Genomic DNA, 18486 nt, shown 5'->3' with positions numbered 1-18486 from the left:
GTTAACTAAGTCAACTCTACCGTTTATTCTAATTCCCCTTTGCAATGAAAACCACAACCCAATCCATTGAGCAGCTAGGCATCAATACCGTCCGGGTGTTGTCGGCCGATGCGGTGCAGAAAGCCAATTCCGGCCACCCTGGTCTGCCGATGGGAGCCGCGCCGATTGGCCATATCCTCTGGACCGAAGCCATGAATTACAATCCGACCAATCCGGATTGGCCCAACCGCGACCGGTTTATTTTGTCGGCGGGTCATGGTTGTATGTTGCAGTATTGTTACCTGTACCTGACGGGTTATGAGCTGAGTCTGGACGATATCAAGCAGTTTCGCCAGTTGGATAGCCAGACGCCGGGCCACCCGGAATACGGTTTGTCGCGAGGCATCGAGATAACGACGGGGCCTCTTGGGCAGGGATTTGCCAACGGTGTCGGTTTCGCCATCGGACAGTATCACCTGGCCGCCCGGTATAACAAGCCGGATTTTCCCCTGTTCGACTACAAGATTTACGCCCTTTGCAGTGACGGTGACATGATGGAGGGCATCACCTCCGAAGCGGCTTCGCTGGCGGCTCATTTGCAGCTGGGCAACCTGATTTATTTTTACGACGACAACCACATTTCCATCGAAGGCAGCACCGATCTGACCTTTACCGAAGATGTTGCCCAGCGGTTTCTGGCCTACGGCTGGCATGTTCAGGTGGTGCCGGATGGCAATGATCTGGAAGCGCTTTATCAGGCCGTGAAAGCCGCCCAGGAAGAAACCCGGCGTCCTTCGCTGATCAAAGTTCGGACGCACATCGGCTACGGAAGCCCCAATAAAGAAGACACGGCGGAAGCGCACGGGTCGCCCCTGGGCGCGGACGAGATCAAGCTGGTGAAAGAACGGTTTGGTTTTGATCCCGAACAATCGTTCGTGGTGCCGGAGGATGTGCTGCATTATTACCGGGAAATCGGGAAAGAACGGGCGAAAAAAGAGGACAAGTGGAACGACCTCTATAAAGCCTACAAAGCAAAATACCCCGAGCTGGCGAAAGAATACGAGCTGGTGAGCAATGGGAAATTGCCGGACGGCTGGGAAGACAAGATTCCGGTTTTTCCGGCCAGTCAGGAAAAAATGGCGACCCGAAAAGCTTCCGGCAAAGTGCTGAATGCCATTGCCGATAGTTTGCCGCACCTCATCGGTGGTTCTGCCGACCTGTCGCCCTCGACGGATACGGATCTGAAAAACTATAAATCGTTTTCGCCCGAGGATCGTGAAGGGCGCATTTTCCATTTTGGGATCCGCGAACACGCGATGGGCGCGGTTTTGAACGGTCTGGCCGTTACGAAAGGCATCATTCCTTACGGGGCCACGTTTCTGGTTTTCTCCGATTACATGCGTCCGCCGATCCGGCTGGCCGCTATCATGAAAATCCGGCCGGTTTTTATCTTTACGCACGACAGCATCGGTCTGGGCGAAGACGGCACCACCCACCAGCCCATCGAGCAACTGATGGCGTTGCGGGCCATGCCCAACCTGATCGTGATCCGACCGGCGGACGCCAACGAAACCGCTCAGGCCTGGCGGGTCGCCATCGGGCATCCGGGCGGGCCCGTGGTCATTGTGCTGACGCGGCAGGGATTACCGGTACTTGATCAGGAAAAGTATACGAGTGCGCGGGAATTGGAAAAAGGCGCTTATATTTTGTCGGATTCGGAAAAAGAGCCGGATTTGATCCTGATCGGCACCGGTTCGGAAGTTTCGTTACTTCTCCAGGCGCAGGAGCAATTGAAACAGGAGTCGATTGCCGCCCGCGTGGTGAGCATGCCGTCGTTCGAGCTGTTCGACCGGCAGGATGCGGCTTATAAAGAAAAGGTTTTCCCGAAAGCACTGAAAAAGCGGCTGGCCGTGGAAGCCGGTGCGGAAATGGGCTGGTACAAATACATCACCGACGAAGGCGGTATTCTGGGCATGACTTCCTTCGGCGAGTCGGCCCCGGCGGAGGATTTGTTCAGGAAGTTTGGCTTTACGGTGGAAAACGTGGTGAAGCGGGCGAAAGAATTACTGGGTTAAATTAAGTTTACGGTTTTCAGTATTCGGTGGCTGACGCGTTTCTATTCGTGCGTTAGCCACCGTAAACCAAAAACCGTAAACCGTAAACTGTAATGAAATGAAAATAGGCATTGCTGCTGATCATGGCGGGTTCGAACTCAAAGAATCGCTGCATACATTTTTGACCGGCCTGGGCTACGAAGTTGTCGATTTCGGTGCTCACCAGCTTGACAAACTGGACGATTACCCGGATCTGATCATTCCGCTGGCGCAGGCGGTTGCCAGCCGGGAGGTGGAACGGGGCGTGGCGGTTTGTGGAAGTGGCGTTGGGGCGGCCATTGTCGCCAACAAAATACCGGGCGTTCGCGCCTGTTTGATCAACGACCATTTTTCGGCGCATCAGGGTGTGGAAGACGACGATATGAACTTAATTTGCCTCGGCGGACGTATTACAGGAAACCGGGTCGCCGAAGAGTTCGTCCAGGCGTTTCTGGAAGCCCAATTCAGCGGAGCCGAACGGCACAAGCGCCGTTTACAAAAGGTAATTGAATTGGAAAAGAAGTAGGTTTACGGTTTTCAGTATACCGAAAACCGTAAACCAAATAACCAAAACCATAAACTACAAACCCCCTCAACACATGGCAAATCGCGTAAAACAAATTCACGAGTTTGGTCAGAGCATCTGGCTGGATTTTATTGACCGGAAAATTATGAATACCGGCGAACTGCAAAAACTGATCGACGAAGATGGCGTTCGCGGCATTACATCGAACCCGGCGATTTTCGAGAAAGCCATCAGCAGCAGCTCCGACTACGATGAAGACATCAAGAAGCTGGCAAAAGATGCCAAAAGCAACGAAGATATATTTTACGGTCTGGCCGTCAGCGACATTCAGCGGGCGGCTGATTTGTTTAAGCCGGTGTATGAAGAGGAAGTCCGCGGAGCCGACGGCTATGTGAGTCTGGAAGTTTCGCCCTTTCTGGCGCTGGATGCGGAAGGTACCATCAAACAGGCCCGCGAACTCTGGAAAGCCGTTGATCGCGAGAACGTGATGATTAAAATTCCGGGAACCGAGCCGGGCTTGTCGGCCATTCAGACGGCCATCAGCGAAGGCATCAACATCAACGTGACGCTGCTGTTTGGGCTGGATCGCTACGAAGCCGTAACGGATGCCTACATTTCGGGTCTGGAAGCCCGCGCGGCCGCTGGTCAGCCGATCGACGGAATTGCCTCGGTCGCCAGTTTCTTTCTGAGCCGCATCGACGTGATGGTCGATCCGATTCTGGACGAAAAAGGACTGCCCGAACTGAAAGCGCAGGTAGCCATTGCTTCCGCCCGGAAAGCCTACGAAATCTACAAGCGGGTATTTAGCAGCGAACGGTTTGCGAAACTGAAGGAAAAAGGGGCCAAACCGCAGCGGCTGTTGTGGGCCAGTACGAGCAGCAAAAACCCGGCGATTCCGGATACCAAATACGTGGAAGAACTGATCGGGCCGGATACCGTCGACACCATTCCGATGGAAACGCTGGTGGCTTTCCGGGATCATGGTGTGGCAGAAAGCCGTCTGGAAAACGATCTGGACAAAGCCACTTCCGTTCTCGACCAACTGAAAACGGCGGGAATCAACATCGACGAAATCACCCAGAAACTGGAAGACGAGGGCATCGATAAGTTCAATAAACCGTACGAAAAACTGCTGGCGGCCATCGAAACGCAGAAAAAATCGCTTCAGACCGCCTGATCATGGATTTAGCGCCACTTAAAATTCTCTTTCTCGATGTCGGGGGCGTGTTGCTGACCAACGGTTGGGGGCACGAATCCCGGCAGCGGGCGGCTGAAGAATTCGGATTCGACTATCTGGAAATGGATGTTTTACACGATTTCATGTTCAACACGTACGAAATCGGTCGCATTACGCTCGATGAATACCTGGATACCGTCGTTTTCAACCAGCCGCGCGATTTTACGCGGGAGGATTTTAAGGCGTTCATGTTTGCGCAATCGCTGGAGTTGCCCCATATGCTCCAATGGCTGACGGAGTGGAAAAAAGAAAACCGCGACATCCGCATCATTTCAATCAACAACGAAGGGCGCGAACTGAACGAATACCGCATCAAAAAATTCAAGCTCCACCACTGTTTCGATGCGTTCATTTCGTCCTGCGAAGTGGGCATGCGCAAACCCGACCCCGGTATTTTCCGGCTGGCGATGGGCGTTGCACAGGCCCCACCGGAGCAGTGCGTCTATTTCGACGACCGACGGATGCTGGTCGATGCAGCCCGGAAGCTGGGTATCAATGCCTTGCATCATCAGGGGTTTGAATCGACCAGAGCCATTCTGGAAAAGCTTAAAAACGAACCGATAAACTTTCACGAGTTCAATGACAGAGTCTAAGTATAATTTTGGAATGATCGGTCTCGGTACGATGGGCCGCAATTTGCTGCTCAACATGGCAGATCACGGTTTTCCGGTGGCCGGATACGACATCAACCCCGATCAGGTGGCCGGTTTTGAAAAAGAAGGCGAAGGAAAACCGGTCAAAGGGTTCACGGATCTGAAAGCCATGACCCAGAGCCTGACCAAACCGCGCGCCATCATGATGCTGGTGCCCGCCGGTAAACCGGTCGACAGTGTGATTGAAAACCTGTTGCCGCTGCTGGAGCCCGGTGACATCATTATCGACGGCGGTAATTCGCACTTTACGGACACCATCATTCGTGACAAAGCCCTGGATACCAAAGGGTTTCATTTCTTTGGTATGGGAATTTCCGGTGGCGAAGAAGGCGCGCGGAAAGGGCCGAGTATGATGCCGGGTGGTGATCAGGGCGCTTACCTGACGCTGAAACCCATCTTCGACGCCATTGCCGCCAAGGTCGACGGCGTTCCCTGCGTGACCTACATCGGGCCGGGCGCTTCGGGCCACTTTGTCAAAATGGTTCACAACGGGATTGAGTATGGGTTGATGCAACTCATTGCCGAAACCTACGAGATTCTCCGCAAAGGGCTGAAACTCGATAATGAAGAGATTTACCAGCTCTTCAAACAATGGAACGAAGGCCGGTTGCAGTCGTTTCTGATCGAGGTGACGCGGGATATTTTCAGTTATAAAGAAGCCGGTTCCGACCATCTGCTGCTGGACGATATCAAGGATCAGGCCAAATCGAAGGGCACCGGTAAATGGACCTCGCAGATTGCCATGGACCTGGAAGTGCCGATTCCGACGATCGATATGGCCGTGGCCATGCGCGACCTGTCCAAATACAAAACGCTGCGGAAGAAAGCCGCCAACTTGTACGGTGACCAGCCGTCGCTGCTGGAAGTCGATAAAGATACGTTGCTGGAAAGTCTGGAGCAGGCCCTGTATTTCAGCATGATCATGACCTACGCGCAGGGGCTTGATTTGCTGTATCGCTCGTCCATTTCCTACGGATATAACCTGAACCTGGCCGATATTTCGAAAATCTGGCGGGGTGGCTGCATCATCCGGGCGGCTTTTCTGCGTGAAATCTATACAGCCTACGAAAAAGCGCCCAGTCTGGAACACCTGTTGCTCGATGAGTCGGTGGTTTCGCTGGTCAATGAAAGTGTGCCGGGTATGCGGTCGATCGTTGCATCCGCCATCACAGCGGGCATTGGCATACCGGCTTTTGCCGCTTCACTGACGTATTTTGATGCGTTCCGCAGCGAAAACATGCCCTCGAACCTGATTCAGGCGCAACGCGATTATTTTGGGGCGCACACCTACGAATTAATTGGAAAAGACGGCGTTTTCCACACCCACTGGACGCCATTACCGAGTAAACCATGAAATCAACGAAGCAACCTCAGCCTACCGTATTCATTATTTTTGGGGGCACCGGCGATCTGGCCTGGCGCAAGCTGGCTCCGGCCTTGTACAATCTGTATTTAGACGGCTGGATGCCCGAGCATTTTTCCATCATCGGAACGGGCCGGACGCAACTCAGCGATGACCAATTCCGGGAGAAACTGCTGGAAGGAATCGACCAGTTTTCCCGGAGCGGAAAAGCGAAAGCCGATCAGTGGGCCATCTTCAGTAAAAATATCTATTACCAGGTTTCGGACCTGAAAGACGCCAAAACGTACCACGAACTGGGTGCCCGGATCGAGTCCTACGAGGCCGAATGGAATGAGAAAGCCGACCTGATTTATTACCTGGCCGTGGCGCCGAATTTCTTCCCGATCATTGCCGACAACATCGCGAAAAAATGCCCGAAAGAGGGAATGGATCGCACCCGGATTGTCATCGAAAAACCGTTCGGACACGATCTGGAATCGGCAAAAGCTTTGAATAAACAATTGCAGGGCATCTTTGACGAGACGCAAATCTACCGGATCGACCATTATCTGGGCAAGGAAACCGTGCAGAACATCATGGCGTTCCGGTTTGCCAACGCGCTGCTGGAACCGATCTGGAATCGCAATTACATCGACCACGTCCAGATTTCGGTGACCGAGCAACTCGGCGTCGAAGACCGGGGCGGGTATTACGACGGGGCGGGGGCCATGCGCGATATGGTGCAAAACCACATTCTCCAGCTGCTTTGCCTGATTGCGATGGAACCGCCGATCAACCTGGACGCCGACGAAATCCGGAACCGCCGGGTAGACGTGTTGCGGTCCATGCGCCGGTTTGACGCCGACGCGATCCGGTTTTCTGCCGTTCGGGGGCAATACGGTCACGGCTGGATCGAAGGCAAGGAAGTGCCGGGCTACCGGGAAGAACCGGAGGTCAATCCGGAATCCAATACCGAAACGTTTGCCGCGGTGAAGTTTTTCGTCGACAACTGGCGCTGGCAGGATGTTCCGTTTTACCTACGAACGGGCAAACACCTCAACCAGTCGGCATCCGTCATTTCGATTCAGTTCAAGAACATTCCGCATTCGATTTTTCCGCCCGAAGCCGCCGAAAACTGGCAGCAAAACCGGCTGGTTTTCAGTATTCAGCCCGAAATGAGCATCCGTTTACAGATGCAGGCCAAACGGCCCGGTCTGGATATGACGCTCAATCCGGTGGATCTGGTGTTCGATTACAGCGGAACGTACCACGGAAAACCGCCCGAAGCCTACGAAACGCTGTTGCTCGACACAATGATGGGCGACCAGACGTTGTTCATGCGGAGCGATCAGGTCGAAGCCGCCTGGGAGCTGATTATGCCGATTTTACACGCCTGGGAAAGTAAAAAAAGTTTGAGTTTTCCGAATTATCCCGCCGGATCGTGGGGACCCGAAAATGCCGAAGCGCTCATTGCGCAGGACGGTTTTCACTGGTTCACCCTTCCGGTTAACGGCAAACACGGATGAGTCAGCCGATCTTGCATATCTCCGAAACCGCCGATGCGGTGGTTCTGGAACTGGCCGAATTTTTCATCCGGACGGCCAAAGAAACGATTGCCACTACCGGGCGGTTTTCGGTGGCGCTTTCGGGCGGTAGTTCGCCAAAAAAGCTGTATGAGTTGTTGGCAACCCCCGATTTCAGCAGCCAGCTGGACTGGGAAAAAGTCGATTTTTTCTTCGGCGACGAGCGCTATGTGCCCGCCGACGATCCGGACAGCAATGCGTTGATGGTCAAAAAAGCGTTGTTCGATCCGCTGCGAATTCCGGCTGCGAATATTTTTACGGTCGATACCAGCCTGCCACCGGACGAAGCGGCCCTGAAGTACACCCAGGCCATTCAGCACCGGTATCAGGCCGAACAGGTCCGGTTTGACCTGGTTTTGCTGGGCCTGGGCGATAATTCACACACGGCTTCGCTGTTTCCGCACACGCCGGTTTTGCACGACACGTCCGTTTCGGTCAAGGCGGTTTTTTTGCCCGATCAGAACGTATACCGCATTACGATGACCGCGCCCTTGATCAATCTGGCGCATCACCTGGCGTTTCTGGTGTATGGACAGGGCAAAGCCGAAGCGGTGAATTCGGTTCTGAATGGACCGGAAGATAGTGAAAACCACCCCGCCCAACTGATTCGGGCCGCCGAAGGAGACGTGCACTGGTTTCTGGACAAACCGGCAGCATCGAAGTTGATAAGTTAGTTTATAGTTTAGGGTTTAAAGTTCATAGTTAACATAAGTACTATAAACCCTAAACTATAAACTAATTTGACCTTTTCAACAAACCATCTTTGAGCGTTTCAACAAAGTTGTCCGCGGAAATTCGACCGACCTTTGTCAAAAATAAAAACAATGACAATGGCAAAAGTTTGGTTTATTACCGGAAGTTCCCGCGGACTGGGACGCAGCCTGACCGAAGCGGTTTTGGCAAAAGGGGATCGGGTGGCCGCAACGGCCCGGAATCCTGAAACGCTCAAGGACCTCCTTTCCCGGTACGAAGGTCAGATTTATCCCCTACAACTGGACGTGACGAAGCGCGACCAGATCGATCAGGCGGTAGCTGATGCGGTCGCGCATTTTGGCCGGATTGATGTATTGGTAAACAACGCCGGTTTCGGCATCATCGGCGCGGCTGAAGCTTTTACGGATGAACAGGTTAGGAGCCAGTTGGAAACCAACCTCTACGCACCCATCGAAATCACCCGCGCGGTGTTGCCCCACATGCGAAAACAACGCTCGGGCCGGATTCTGCAAATTAGTTCCGTTGGGGGGCGGGTTGGCAATGCCGGACTGACGATGTATCAGGCAGCCAAATTTGGAGTAGGTGGTTTCAGCGAAGCATTGGCAAAAGAAGTGGCTCCCCTTGGCATTCACGTTACCAGTGTGGAGCCCGGCGGTTTTCGAACCGACTGGGCCGGCGATTCCATGCGCTATGCTCCGCCGGTCGAAGGCTATGAAACGACGGTCGATCAGCGGGCCGAATACATCAAAAACGGCTCATTTGTTCCGATGGGTGACCCGGAAAAAGCCGCGAAGGTAATGGTCGATCTGGTGGAACATCCCGCACCGCCGGTACATTTGATTCTCGGAAGTGAAGCCGTTGCGCTTTTAAAACAGGCGGACGCAGCCCGCACTGCCGAACTTGAAAAATGGCTCCCGGTCAGCATTTCTACGGATCACGATAATGCCGAAGATTTTCTGCAAACGGACTATGGAAAATCATTTCGTACTGATAAGTGAATGGGATGGGAACACGGATTAAACGGATCAAAACGGATTTGCGCAGATTAACTAAAATCCCGTTTAATCCGTATTTCTATCCAGACGTTTCCCGACCGGATTAATCTGGAAAGGTGAAAAATTAGACGGTATATGGAAAGCCTGGAGCAAATTAAAAAACCGCAGATTGTTTATTCCTGCTACTTCACGAGAAGTCGGGAAGGGGAGCAATTTGTGCCCGAACATGTTTTAAGTTATCAGCTAGCGGGAACGCTCGTGATGAATACGGGCGACCAGGATTTTGTTTTTAAACCCGGCGATTTCAGATTTATCCGGCGCAACCAGCTGGTTAAATTCACCAAGTATCCACCGGAGCACGGTGAATTCAAGGCGGTATCGCTTTACCTTGATCAGGAAACCCTGCGCGCTTTTAGTTTTGAATATGGCTACAAAGCCAAAAAATGGCAGCATGATAAAACGGTTCTGACCCTCAATCCCAATCCGCTTTATAAAAGTTATATGGATTCGTTGGTGCCTTATTTGCAGGAGAATCAAACGATTAGTGCGAACCTGCAATCCATAAAGTTAAAAGAAGCCATTCTGATTTTATTGCAGGCTAACCCGGAATTAAAAGATATTCTGTTCGATTTTACGGAACCCGGTAAAATCGATCTGGAGGCTTTTATGAACAAGAATTTTCATTTTAATGTGGAATTAAAGCGGTTTGCCTACCTGACCGGCCGAAGTCTGGCAACATTTAAACGGGATTTTGAAAAGATATTTCACAACACGCCCAGCCGGTGGCTGCTGCAAAAAAGGCTCCAGGAAGCGCATTTCCTGATCAAAGAAAAAGGCAGAGCACCTTCGGATGTATACCTGGAATTGGGGTTCGAAGATCTGTCCCACTTTTCGTTTGCCTTCAAAAAAACGTACGGATTGGCCCCTTCAAAACTACTGCTCGCTTGATGGCCGGGTTCCGACTGCTCTGGCAAATCCCGGCGGCCCTGCTGGTCCTGATTTTCCTGCTGGTGTTTATCAATGAATTTGCCACCGCGCGGCCCAGCCAGCGGACCAAAGACATTCCGTACGTGACCGCCGATTCGCCGGATTTTGATGCGGACCGGCACGTGCTCGATGTGTATCAGCCCCGCCGGAAATCCGCTCAGCTTCGGCCTGTCGTGGTTTTTATCCACGGTGGAAACTGGGACAGCGGCAGCAAAAATCTCTATTCGTTCGTTGGTCGGCGACTGGCCAGACAGGAAGTCGTGGCGGTGATCATCAATTACCGGCTTTCGCCTGCGGTTCGGGTGCCCGGTATGGCCGACGACTGCGCCCGGGCCGTGCGCTGGACCTCGGAACATATTGCCGAATTCGGCGGTGATCCCAACCGGATTTTTGTCATGGGGCATTCGGCGGGTGGTGGACTGGCGGCTTTGCTGGCGGTTGATAATTCGGTTTTTGAGAAAAATGGCCTGGCCAGAAATCCCGTTAAAGGCGCTATTCTGGATGACCCGGCCGGACTGGATATGTTCGACTACCTGAAAAAAATGGCGTATCCCGGTGATAAGCAGTACCTTGTTCCCTTCGGGAAAGATACCGCCGTTTGGCGGGCGATGTCGGCATTGTATCAGGTCAACGCCCAAAGTCCGCCGATGTTGATTTACACCGGAAGCCGCACGTACCCAGGCATTGCCGGGAGTACGCAGAAATTCCATGAGCGGCTTCAGCAACTCGGTGTAAAACACGGCTACAAGGTTCTGGCAGGTAAAAAACACGTCGGAATGGTGACGCAATTGTACTGGAAAAACAATCTTATTTACCGGGAATTACGGGAATTTATCAAGGTAAAACCGGGCAGTGGTCCGGAAAAACGCGGCTAAACGCCAACATTTTTCCGGACTACCGCCATCGTTTCCCGCTGTCGTTTGGCCACAAATTGCTGCGCTTTTTTGACTTTCAAGTGCGCCGTTTGGGGATTTTTCGCCATTTCCAACACCGCCGGGACGATCCTGTCCACATCGTTGGGCGTATCCAGGTCAAACAGCCAGTCGCTCAGGCCAATATCCCGCCACATCGCACCTTTGCTGGTCTGCTCTTCAAACCGGCAAACCAGGGCCGGAATGCCCAGGGCAATGCACATGATGGGCGAGTGCATCTCGATCCCGAACAGGCCCGCCGACCGCGCATACGTGCTGACGGCTTCGTCGGTGAGCCAGTACCGATCGCGCCAAACGACCTTGGCTTTCACATCGTCCGGCAGCGGATCGTACAGCATTTCCTTCCCAATTCGAACCTGCGTTTCGTTTTCCGGAACGATCAGGATTTTCAGGGGCGTCTGGCGAACCACGGCCACGATGGCATCGCGAATCGGCTTATTGTCCTGTTCCTTCATCTGCTCGTTGCGGGCGTGTTTTTCGGGGTTAACCGACAGCTTTTTCTGCGGTAATTCCCACCAGGGCGAAAACCGTAACTGGGGTATGGCACACAGAAACCTGCCCGTTTCCAGGCCATGCTCTTTCAGAAAGGCGTCGGCGGCTTTGTCGTTGCGGATGTCTACGGCGAACGCTCCGTCGGGGCAAAACTCCATAATTGGACAGGCAACGCCCTTCGACTTCGCGAATTCCATCGAAACCGAATCCCGGAAATAGGCAAAACGGGCCTGGGTCAGCAACGCAACATCGGCCGGATTGAATTTCCAGCGGTCTTTTTCAAAACCATACACGCCGGGCCAGGTGATTCCATAGATACCGTACGGCTTTCCGGTTTCCCGCCATTGTTCAATTTCTTTCCGACCCACCAGCGAAGGCCCGGAGCCGTGCAGCAGGAACACGCAGTCGGCCAGGGCTGCGGTTTTTTCTTCCGCCGTTTTGAGAATGACCAGAGCCGGAAACCGCTTTTTCAGCAGTTCTTCCACACCGTTTCCGACGTTGGACGGCCACAGGCGAACCTCCACATCGGGCAAATAGTTCTCCAGCAACGTCAGCACGCCCGGCGTATGGGCAATATCGCCGATGTTTTCCGTTTGCCACGACGAGCGGAGGAGGATGGATTTTTTGGCGGAGAAACGGGTTCTGGCGAGGGCCGGAACAGACATCAGCAGGCCCAGGAGCGCTGGTGTTTGCTTCAGGAATTCCCGGCGGTTGGGCAGAGTGGATGGGTTAGGCATTCAGGTTTTTCTTTAAAATTTCCATGGTCTCGCGCTGACGCTCCCGGACGAACTGTTGTGCTTTTTTGATCTTCAGTTTGGCGGCTTTCGGGTCTTTGGCCATGGCCAGTACGGCGGGCACGATCCCGGCTACGTCTTTCTCATTATCCATATCGAAAAGCCAGTCGCCCAGGCCAATATCGCGCCACATGATGCCTTTGCTGGTTTGTTCGGAAAACCGGCAGACGATGGCCGGAACCCCGTTGCCAATGCACATGATGGGCGAGTGCATTTCAAGCCCGAACAAACCCGCCGACCGGACGTAGGTGCTGATGGCTTCGTCGGTGAGCCAGTAGCGATCCCGCAAGACCACTTTGGCTTTCACATCCTCCGGAAGCGGATCATACAGCATTGTTTTGCCGAGTTTTACCTGCGTTTCATCTTCCGGAACAATCAGGATCTTCATCGGCGTCTGCCGAACAACCGCCGTGATAGCTTCCCGAAGCGGGGCGATATCGTGTTCGCGCATTTCTTCGTTTCGCGCATTTCGTTGCGGGTCGAACGCCCGTTTTTTGGCGGGGATTTCCCAGTACGGCGTATACCGCTGGCGCGGAATCACGCACAGGAATTTGCCGTCTTCCAGGCTGTGTTCTTTCAGGAAATCCTTCGCTAGCGGATCATTATGGAGATCGACGGCAAAAGCACCATCGGGCCCGAATTCCATTACCGGGCACGTTACTCCATTCTGTTTGGCAACACCCAACGAAACCGTGTCGCGGAAAAATACAAACCGGGCGTTGCTTAAAATATCGATGTCGAGGGCCGACGCTTTGCTAAGGGCTTTCGAATCGTCGCCATCGCGCGTAACCGAAAACGTAATGCCGTAAATACCGTACGGTTTGCCCGTTTCTTTTCGCCACCGATCCACGTCTTTCCCCGCCACCAGCGAAGCGCCGGAACCGTGCAGCAAGAAGTCGCATTCGGCAAACGCCTGCTTCACTTCCTCGGGCGCTTTGGCGATGGTCAGTTTGGGAAACCGCTGCCGAATCAGCTCGTCGACACCGTCGCCCACGTCCGACGGCCACAGCCGGACGCTGGCAGTGGGGAGGTATTTTTCCAGCAGCGTCAGCACACCGGGCGTATGCCCAATGTCACCGATGTTGACGGTTTGCCAGGACGAGCGAAGAAGAATAACCGGCGCTTTTTTGGCCGAAAAGCCGTTCAGGGAGGCCAGGAGGGAAGCCGAAGCCAGCCCCGCACTTTTCAAAAAAGTCCTTCTGCTTGAGTTCATGGGATCAGGTATCATCCGTTTGCGGTATGGTTCTAAAATTGTTTCTGGTTCGAATGACTAGGGATAAGCCGCTTAGTAGCCGGGATTCTGGACCAAACCGGGGTTGGCATCCATGTCCGATTGCGGAATGGGCAGCAGGACGTGGAAAGGCTGAATGACCGGATTCCGGTTGAAGGTATTGTCCGCTTTTACGGCCTCCACTAATTTGCCCGTCCGGACGAGATCGAACCGGCGGCTGTTTTCAAACGCCAGTTCCAGCCGGCGTTCCAGCCAGACCGCTTCTTTAAACTGCTGGTAATTGAGGCCGGTCAAAGCCGTCAATCCGGCCCGGATGCGCACTTTGTTAATGGCGGTATAGGCGTCGGCAGTCGGACCGTTGTTGGCTTCATTGAGGGCTTCGGCCTGCATCAGCAGCACGTCGGCATACCGCAACACCGGGATGCTGGTGCCTTCACCACCGTTGGTTTTGGCCGATTTGTCCCATAACTTCTGGAATGAAACCGCTTTGGTTGGATCCGGATCGGTAATGGAAAGCGTCGTGGTGGCACCATTGTAGACGTAAGACGTGATGAACGTCACCGGTTTTCGTTTGTCAGCCGCCGTATAGGCGTTGAACAAACTGGCGCTCACCCGGGCAATCCCGGCTCCTCCGCTGGGATAGATCAGGGCCGCCCGCACGCCAAAACCCCGTCCAAGACTGTGTCCGCGCACATCGGTCAGGTACTGAACTTCAAAAATATTCTCTTTTCCACCCCGGGCCGTGAGGGCAAAGGCATCGGCAAAATTGTCGTACAGGTTGTAAACGGCCAGGTCGATCACCTCCTTCGCCTTGGCGGCAGCCTGCGCCCAGTAGGGTGATGCTGCCGTTGCACCGGCCCGGGTGAGATACACCTTGGCCAGTATTCCTTTGGCGGCCCCTTTGGTGGCCCGGCCGGATTCGCTGGCGGGATACGAAACGGGCAGGGTGCTTTCAGCTTCCTTTAAATCGGCTTCGATCAGGGCGTAGATATCCGCCACCGGCGACCGGGAAACTTCCAGCCCTTCGAGCGAGGTGGTTTCCTTCGTTACCAGCGGCACATCGCCGTAGAGCCGCACGAGGTTGAAGTAGTGCAAGGCACGAAGAAATTTCGCTTCGGCGATGTACCGCTTTTTCAGCGTTTCGTCCATGGCAATACCGGGCAAGCGATCGATGACAATATTGGAGCGGTTGATGCCACGGTAAGCCGGTGCATACAGACCAACGTAGGTGTTGGCCGGGGTAATGTCATAGCGCCACAGCAGTGGCCGGTTGGCATCACCGGTTAAAAACGGAATGGCGTCGTCGGTGGTGGTAATGTCCACATTCGGGTCCAGATTACCGATGGCGCTGTAACAGGCCCCCACAGCCGCCCGGGCATCATCGGCGGTTTTGTAGTAGGTGGCATTGGTTAAATTCGTAACGGGAGAGAGGTCGAGCTGGCTTTCGCAGGCGGTAGCCAACAGCAGAACGAGCCCCAGTAGTGGGTTGATTTTCATTAGCTTATCCGATTAAAATTTCAGGTTCAGTCCGAGTAAAACCGTTTTTGCCGCCGGGTAGCCGCCGTAGTCGATGCCCTGGCTCAGCGACGAACTGCCGTAGCGGTTTACCTCCGGGTCGTAGCCCGTATACGAGGTGAGGGTGACAAAATTCTGGGCCGTCACGTATACTTTCGCCGAACTGACCGACAGGCGGTTTACCAGGCTTTTCGGAAGATTATACCCCAGTGAAATGTTTTTAAACCGCAGATACGAACCATCTTCGACGTGCAGGGTAGACAGCAAACGGGAGCCGCCCCCGGCGTTGGCGCGCGGAATGGTGTTGCCCGGGTTCGCGGGCGTCCAGCGATCCAGCGCCCGGGCCGACTGGTTGTTGCCCCCTGTCAGGTTCAGCTGGTCGAAGGTGGCAAAATTCAGGATGTCATTTCCGGAGGAGCCCTGCACAAAAATATTTACATCGAAGCCCTTGAAAGAGAATGTGTTGTTCAATCCGCCGAAGAAATCCGGGTTGCCATTGCCAATGATATCCCGATCCGAATCATTGATGACACCATCGCCGTTTTTGTCGATGTACCGAAGATCACCGGGCTTGGCCGTTTTCTGGGCGGATCCATCAACTTCCGCCTGTGTTTGGAAAATACCATCGGTAACCAGCCCGAAGAAATTGCCGAGGGGGCTGCCTACCCGCAACAGAATGGGGTTTTGCGAGGTGTTGGAAACCGTAGCGTCGGAACCGGTTCGGAACTCCTTGCGGCCATCCAGAAACAGGATCTTGTTGCGGTTGAAGGAGATGTTGAATTCCGACGTCCAGCGAAAACCGCCGTGGTCGACATTGATGGTATTTACCGAAAATTCAAATCCTTTGTTGCGAACGCTCCCCAGATTTTTCAGCGTGGTGGAAAAACCGGACGATGTCGGCACGCCCACACTGAAAAGCAGATCGGATGTCTTCTTGATGTAGTAATCCGCCGAGACCTGAATGCGGTTGTTGAACATTCCCAGATCGAAACCGACGTCGAACTGGGCGTTTTTCTCCCAGCGCAAATCCGGATTGCCAATGCCCGCCGTGGCCGATCCGACGTTGAGCGCACCGCCAATGACGTAAGGGGCGGAACTGATGTTGGCCAGATACTGGTAATTGCCGATTTCCTGATTGCCCGAAAGACCGTAGCTGACCCGCACCTTGGCATCGGAAATAAAGGTCAGGTTTTTCATCCAGGCTTCATTGGCCAGCTTCCAGGCGAGGGCTCCCGAAGGGAAAAAACCGAATTTATTGTTGGGGCCAAACCGCGAAGACCCATCCCGCCGACCGGTAAGTGTCAGCAAAAACCGGTCGTTGTAGCCGTAATTAACCCGGGCGAGGTACGAAATGAGCCGCCACTCGCTGCTGCCCGAACTCGGGGCCACCAGCGAAGAACCCGCTCCCAGGTTATTATACAAGGCAAAATCGTCGGAAAACGTATTGGCATTGGCCCCGACGCTTTCCGTGGCTAGGCCCTGAATCGTGTACCCCAACACCGCATTCAGACTATGGCGGGCGCTGAGTTGCCGGGTATAATTGAGGATATTTTCGTTCAGCCAGTTGATACTTTGGGAGGCCGTAACGGAAGCGCTTCCGCCGACGCTAGCACCCAGCACCGCCAGACGGGTAATGTACGAGTTGTTTTTCGAGCTTTGCAAATCCGTGCCGAAACTGGTTCGAAAGCTCAGCCCATCCAGAATTTTGTAATCGAGATACGCATTGGCCAGCAGCCGGATCAGGGCGGTTTTGTCCGTAAATTCATTGGCCATCGCCAGCGGATTATCGGCACCGAGTCCGTTCAACGCACCCTGATTCTTGTAATAGCTACCATCCGCATTCGTGACGGGGAAGGTCGGTGAATAATTCAGGGCCGAGCTGATGATCCCATCCACGGCCCGGTTTCCGGCAATTTCCGTGCGGGGATTGTTGGTAATCGTATAGGCACCCTGCATGGTTAACCCAACTTTCAGGCGGGAATTCAGGTCGTTGTCGAGGTTAGCCCGGAGCGTATAGCGTTTGAAACCGGATTTGAGAATGATGCCTTCCTGGTCGTAATAGCCGAACGAAATTGCGTAGCGGGATTTTTCGGCCCCGCCCGAAACCGAAAGCTGGTGATTTTGAATGGGGGCATCCCGCAAAATGACATCCTGCCAGTCCGTGCCTTCGCCCAGGGTAGCGGGCAGCGGTCGATCGGCCGTGCTGCCGTCAAAATACGCCTTGCCGCCGTTGTTGATCTGGGCGTCGTTGACCAGTTCGGCAAACTGGCGGGCGTTCAGCATCGGGAGTTTGCGCCGGACGGATTGACTGCCGTAATACCCGTCGTAGCTGATGACGGTTTTGCCCGCTTTGCCGCGCTTGGTCGTAACCAGCACCACGCCGTTGGAACCCCGTGAGCCGTAAATGGCGGTGGCCGACGCATCTTTCAGGATTTCAATCGATTCAATATCGTCGGTGTTGATGGAATTGAGGTTTCCGGTCGGAAAACCGTCGATCACATACAGCGGATCATTGCCCGCATTGACGGAGCCCGAACCCCGGATCCGGATGGTGGAATTGCCCCCCGGCCGAGCCGAATTCGCCACCACCTGCACCCCGGCGGCCCGGCCCTGCATGGCGCGGTCGAGGGAGGCAATGGGCGTTGCCTTGATGCTGGATTCACCCACTTTAGCGACCGAACCGGTCAGATCCGATTTTTTCACCGTGCCGTAGCCCACCACGACGACCTCCTCCAGGCTCTTGTTGTCGGTTTTTAGCGAGACATTCAGGCTGGTGCGTTTATTGACGGCAATTTCCTCCGAAACAAACCCGACGAAGCTGAAAACCAGCACCGTAGCTTCATTGGGAACCGCAATCTGGTACTTCCCGTCTCCGTTGGTCGTCGTCCCGCGCGTGGTGCCCTTCACCAGCACACTGACACCCGGTAAGCCTTCGCCTTTTTCGTCGGTTACGGTTCCCGATACCGTCAGGTCGGCCAGTGCGTCGGTGGGATTTCCCGCATTCGGCATCGGCAGTTGCCCCGAGTTATCGGCTCTGAAAAGCGCAATTTGTTTGCCGGTCACTTCGTAGCGAAGGTGCAGGGGCGTCAGCAACTCCAAAAGTGCTTCTTTCAGCGTCACAAACCGGGCGTCGAGCGTCACCTTCCGGCTGGCCTGAATTTCTCGGGGGTTATAGACAAACAAAACATGGGCCGTGCGCTCGAGGGTGGAAAGAGCGGCTTTGAGCGTGGTGGTTTCCGTTTTTATCGTTATTCGCTGATCCAGCACTTCCTGTCCATGGGCATGGTGGGCATACGTCGCGCCCATAAACAGGAGGGTCATCAGAAGCTGAATAACCGAAAGTTTCATGAGGGTCGGAAAGGAGAAGTACTTTTGATAGAGTTGATCCATGAGCTTAGGCGTTTTGCTCATGG

14 protein-coding genes are annotated in these 18486 nt (G+C 54.0%); 10 read left to right on the top strand and 4 right to left on the bottom strand.

All coding sequences use genetic code 11. From position 1 onward, the window contains the following. Positions 1–44: 44 nt before the first annotated feature. The 10 genes from tkt (at position 45) to EHT87_RS06820 (ending at position 10984) form a co-directional block, all read left to right on the top strand. Complete coding sequence (tkt, locus tag EHT87_RS06865) at positions 45–2054, top strand: transketolase (RefSeq protein WP_124905132.1); 2010 nt, start codon at positions 45–47, stop codon at positions 2052–2054. Between the two features lie 97 nt (positions 2055–2151). Next, the gene (locus EHT87_RS06860) at positions 2152–2598 is read left to right on the top strand and encodes an RpiB/LacA/LacB family sugar-phosphate isomerase (RefSeq protein ID WP_124905130.1); all 447 of its coding nucleotides are present in this window, start codon (positions 2152–2154) and stop codon (positions 2596–2598) included. Between the two features lie 73 nt (positions 2599–2671). Beyond that, complete coding sequence (gene tal, locus EHT87_RS06855; protein ID WP_124905128.1) at positions 2672–3775, top strand: transaldolase; 1104 nt, start codon at positions 2672–2674, stop codon at positions 3773–3775. A 2-nt stretch (positions 3776–3777) separates the two neighbouring features. Beyond that, positions 3778–4428: an HAD family hydrolase gene (locus EHT87_RS06850; RefSeq protein WP_124905126.1), complete on the top strand. Its 651-nt coding sequence runs from the start codon at positions 3778–3780 to the stop codon at positions 4426–4428. Next, positions 4415–5842: an NADP-dependent phosphogluconate dehydrogenase gene (gene gnd, locus EHT87_RS06845; protein ID WP_124905124.1), complete on the top strand. Its 1428-nt coding sequence runs from the start codon at positions 4415–4417 to the stop codon at positions 5840–5842. The genes EHT87_RS06850 and gnd overlap by 14 nt, the downstream gene beginning before the upstream one ends. Then, positions 5839–7356: a glucose-6-phosphate dehydrogenase gene (gene zwf, locus EHT87_RS06840; protein ID WP_124905122.1), complete on the top strand. Its 1518-nt coding sequence runs from the start codon at positions 5839–5841 to the stop codon at positions 7354–7356. The genes gnd and zwf overlap by 4 nt, the downstream gene beginning before the upstream one ends. Beyond that, positions 7353–8087, top strand: coding sequence for a 6-phosphogluconolactonase (pgl, locus tag EHT87_RS06835; RefSeq protein WP_124905120.1), 735 nt, complete (start codon positions 7353–7355; stop codon positions 8085–8087). Before zwf ends, pgl begins: the two co-directional genes overlap by 4 nt. Before the next feature lie 156 nt (positions 8088–8243). Further along, positions 8244–9125 carry an oxidoreductase gene (locus EHT87_RS06830; protein WP_124905118.1) on the top strand — a complete coding sequence of 294 codons (882 nt, stop codon included), beginning with the start codon at positions 8244–8246 and terminating at the stop codon, positions 9123–9125. Positions 9126–9257: 132 nt separating this feature from the next. Next, complete coding sequence (locus EHT87_RS06825; protein WP_124905116.1) at positions 9258–10070, top strand: AraC family transcriptional regulator; 813 nt, start codon at positions 9258–9260, stop codon at positions 10068–10070. Further along, positions 10070–10984: an alpha/beta hydrolase gene (locus tag EHT87_RS06820; RefSeq protein WP_124905114.1), complete on the top strand. Its 915-nt coding sequence runs from the start codon at positions 10070–10072 to the stop codon at positions 10982–10984. Before EHT87_RS06825 ends, EHT87_RS06820 begins: the two co-directional genes overlap by 1 nt. On the opposite strand, the gene EHT87_RS06815 is transcribed toward EHT87_RS06820, so the two are convergent. The 4 genes from EHT87_RS06815 to EHT87_RS06800 form a co-directional block, all read right to left on the bottom strand. Next, positions 10981–12270: a polysaccharide pyruvyl transferase family protein gene (locus tag EHT87_RS06815; RefSeq protein WP_124905112.1), complete on the bottom strand. Its 1290-nt coding sequence runs from the start codon at positions 12268–12270 to the stop codon at positions 10981–10983. The genes EHT87_RS06820 and EHT87_RS06815 overlap by 4 nt on opposite strands. Then, the gene (locus EHT87_RS06810) at positions 12263–13540 is read right to left on the bottom strand and encodes a polysaccharide pyruvyl transferase family protein (RefSeq protein WP_124905110.1); all 1278 of its coding nucleotides are present in this window, start codon (positions 13538–13540) and stop codon (positions 12263–12265) included. Before EHT87_RS06810 ends, EHT87_RS06815 begins: the two co-directional genes overlap by 8 nt. Positions 13541–13612: 72 nt before the next feature. Next, positions 13613–15055, bottom strand: coding sequence for a RagB/SusD family nutrient uptake outer membrane protein (locus EHT87_RS06805; protein ID WP_124905108.1), 1443 nt, complete (start codon positions 15053–15055; stop codon positions 13613–13615). A gap of 12 nt (positions 15056–15067) precedes the next feature. Beyond that, the gene (locus EHT87_RS06800; RefSeq protein ID WP_229320878.1) at positions 15068–18463 is read right to left on the bottom strand and encodes a SusC/RagA family TonB-linked outer membrane protein; all 3396 of its coding nucleotides are present in this window, start codon (positions 18461–18463) and stop codon (positions 15068–15070) included. Between the last annotated feature and the right edge of the window lie 23 nt (positions 18464–18486).

The sequence above is a fragment of the Larkinella knui genome (genome assembly GCF_003858645.1).
Lineage (GTDB): Bacteria > Bacteroidota > Bacteroidia > Cytophagales > Spirosomataceae > Larkinella > Larkinella knui.
The sequence above is the reverse complement of the archived record's forward strand: the minus strand, read 5'-3'. Positions and strand labels throughout refer to the sequence as shown.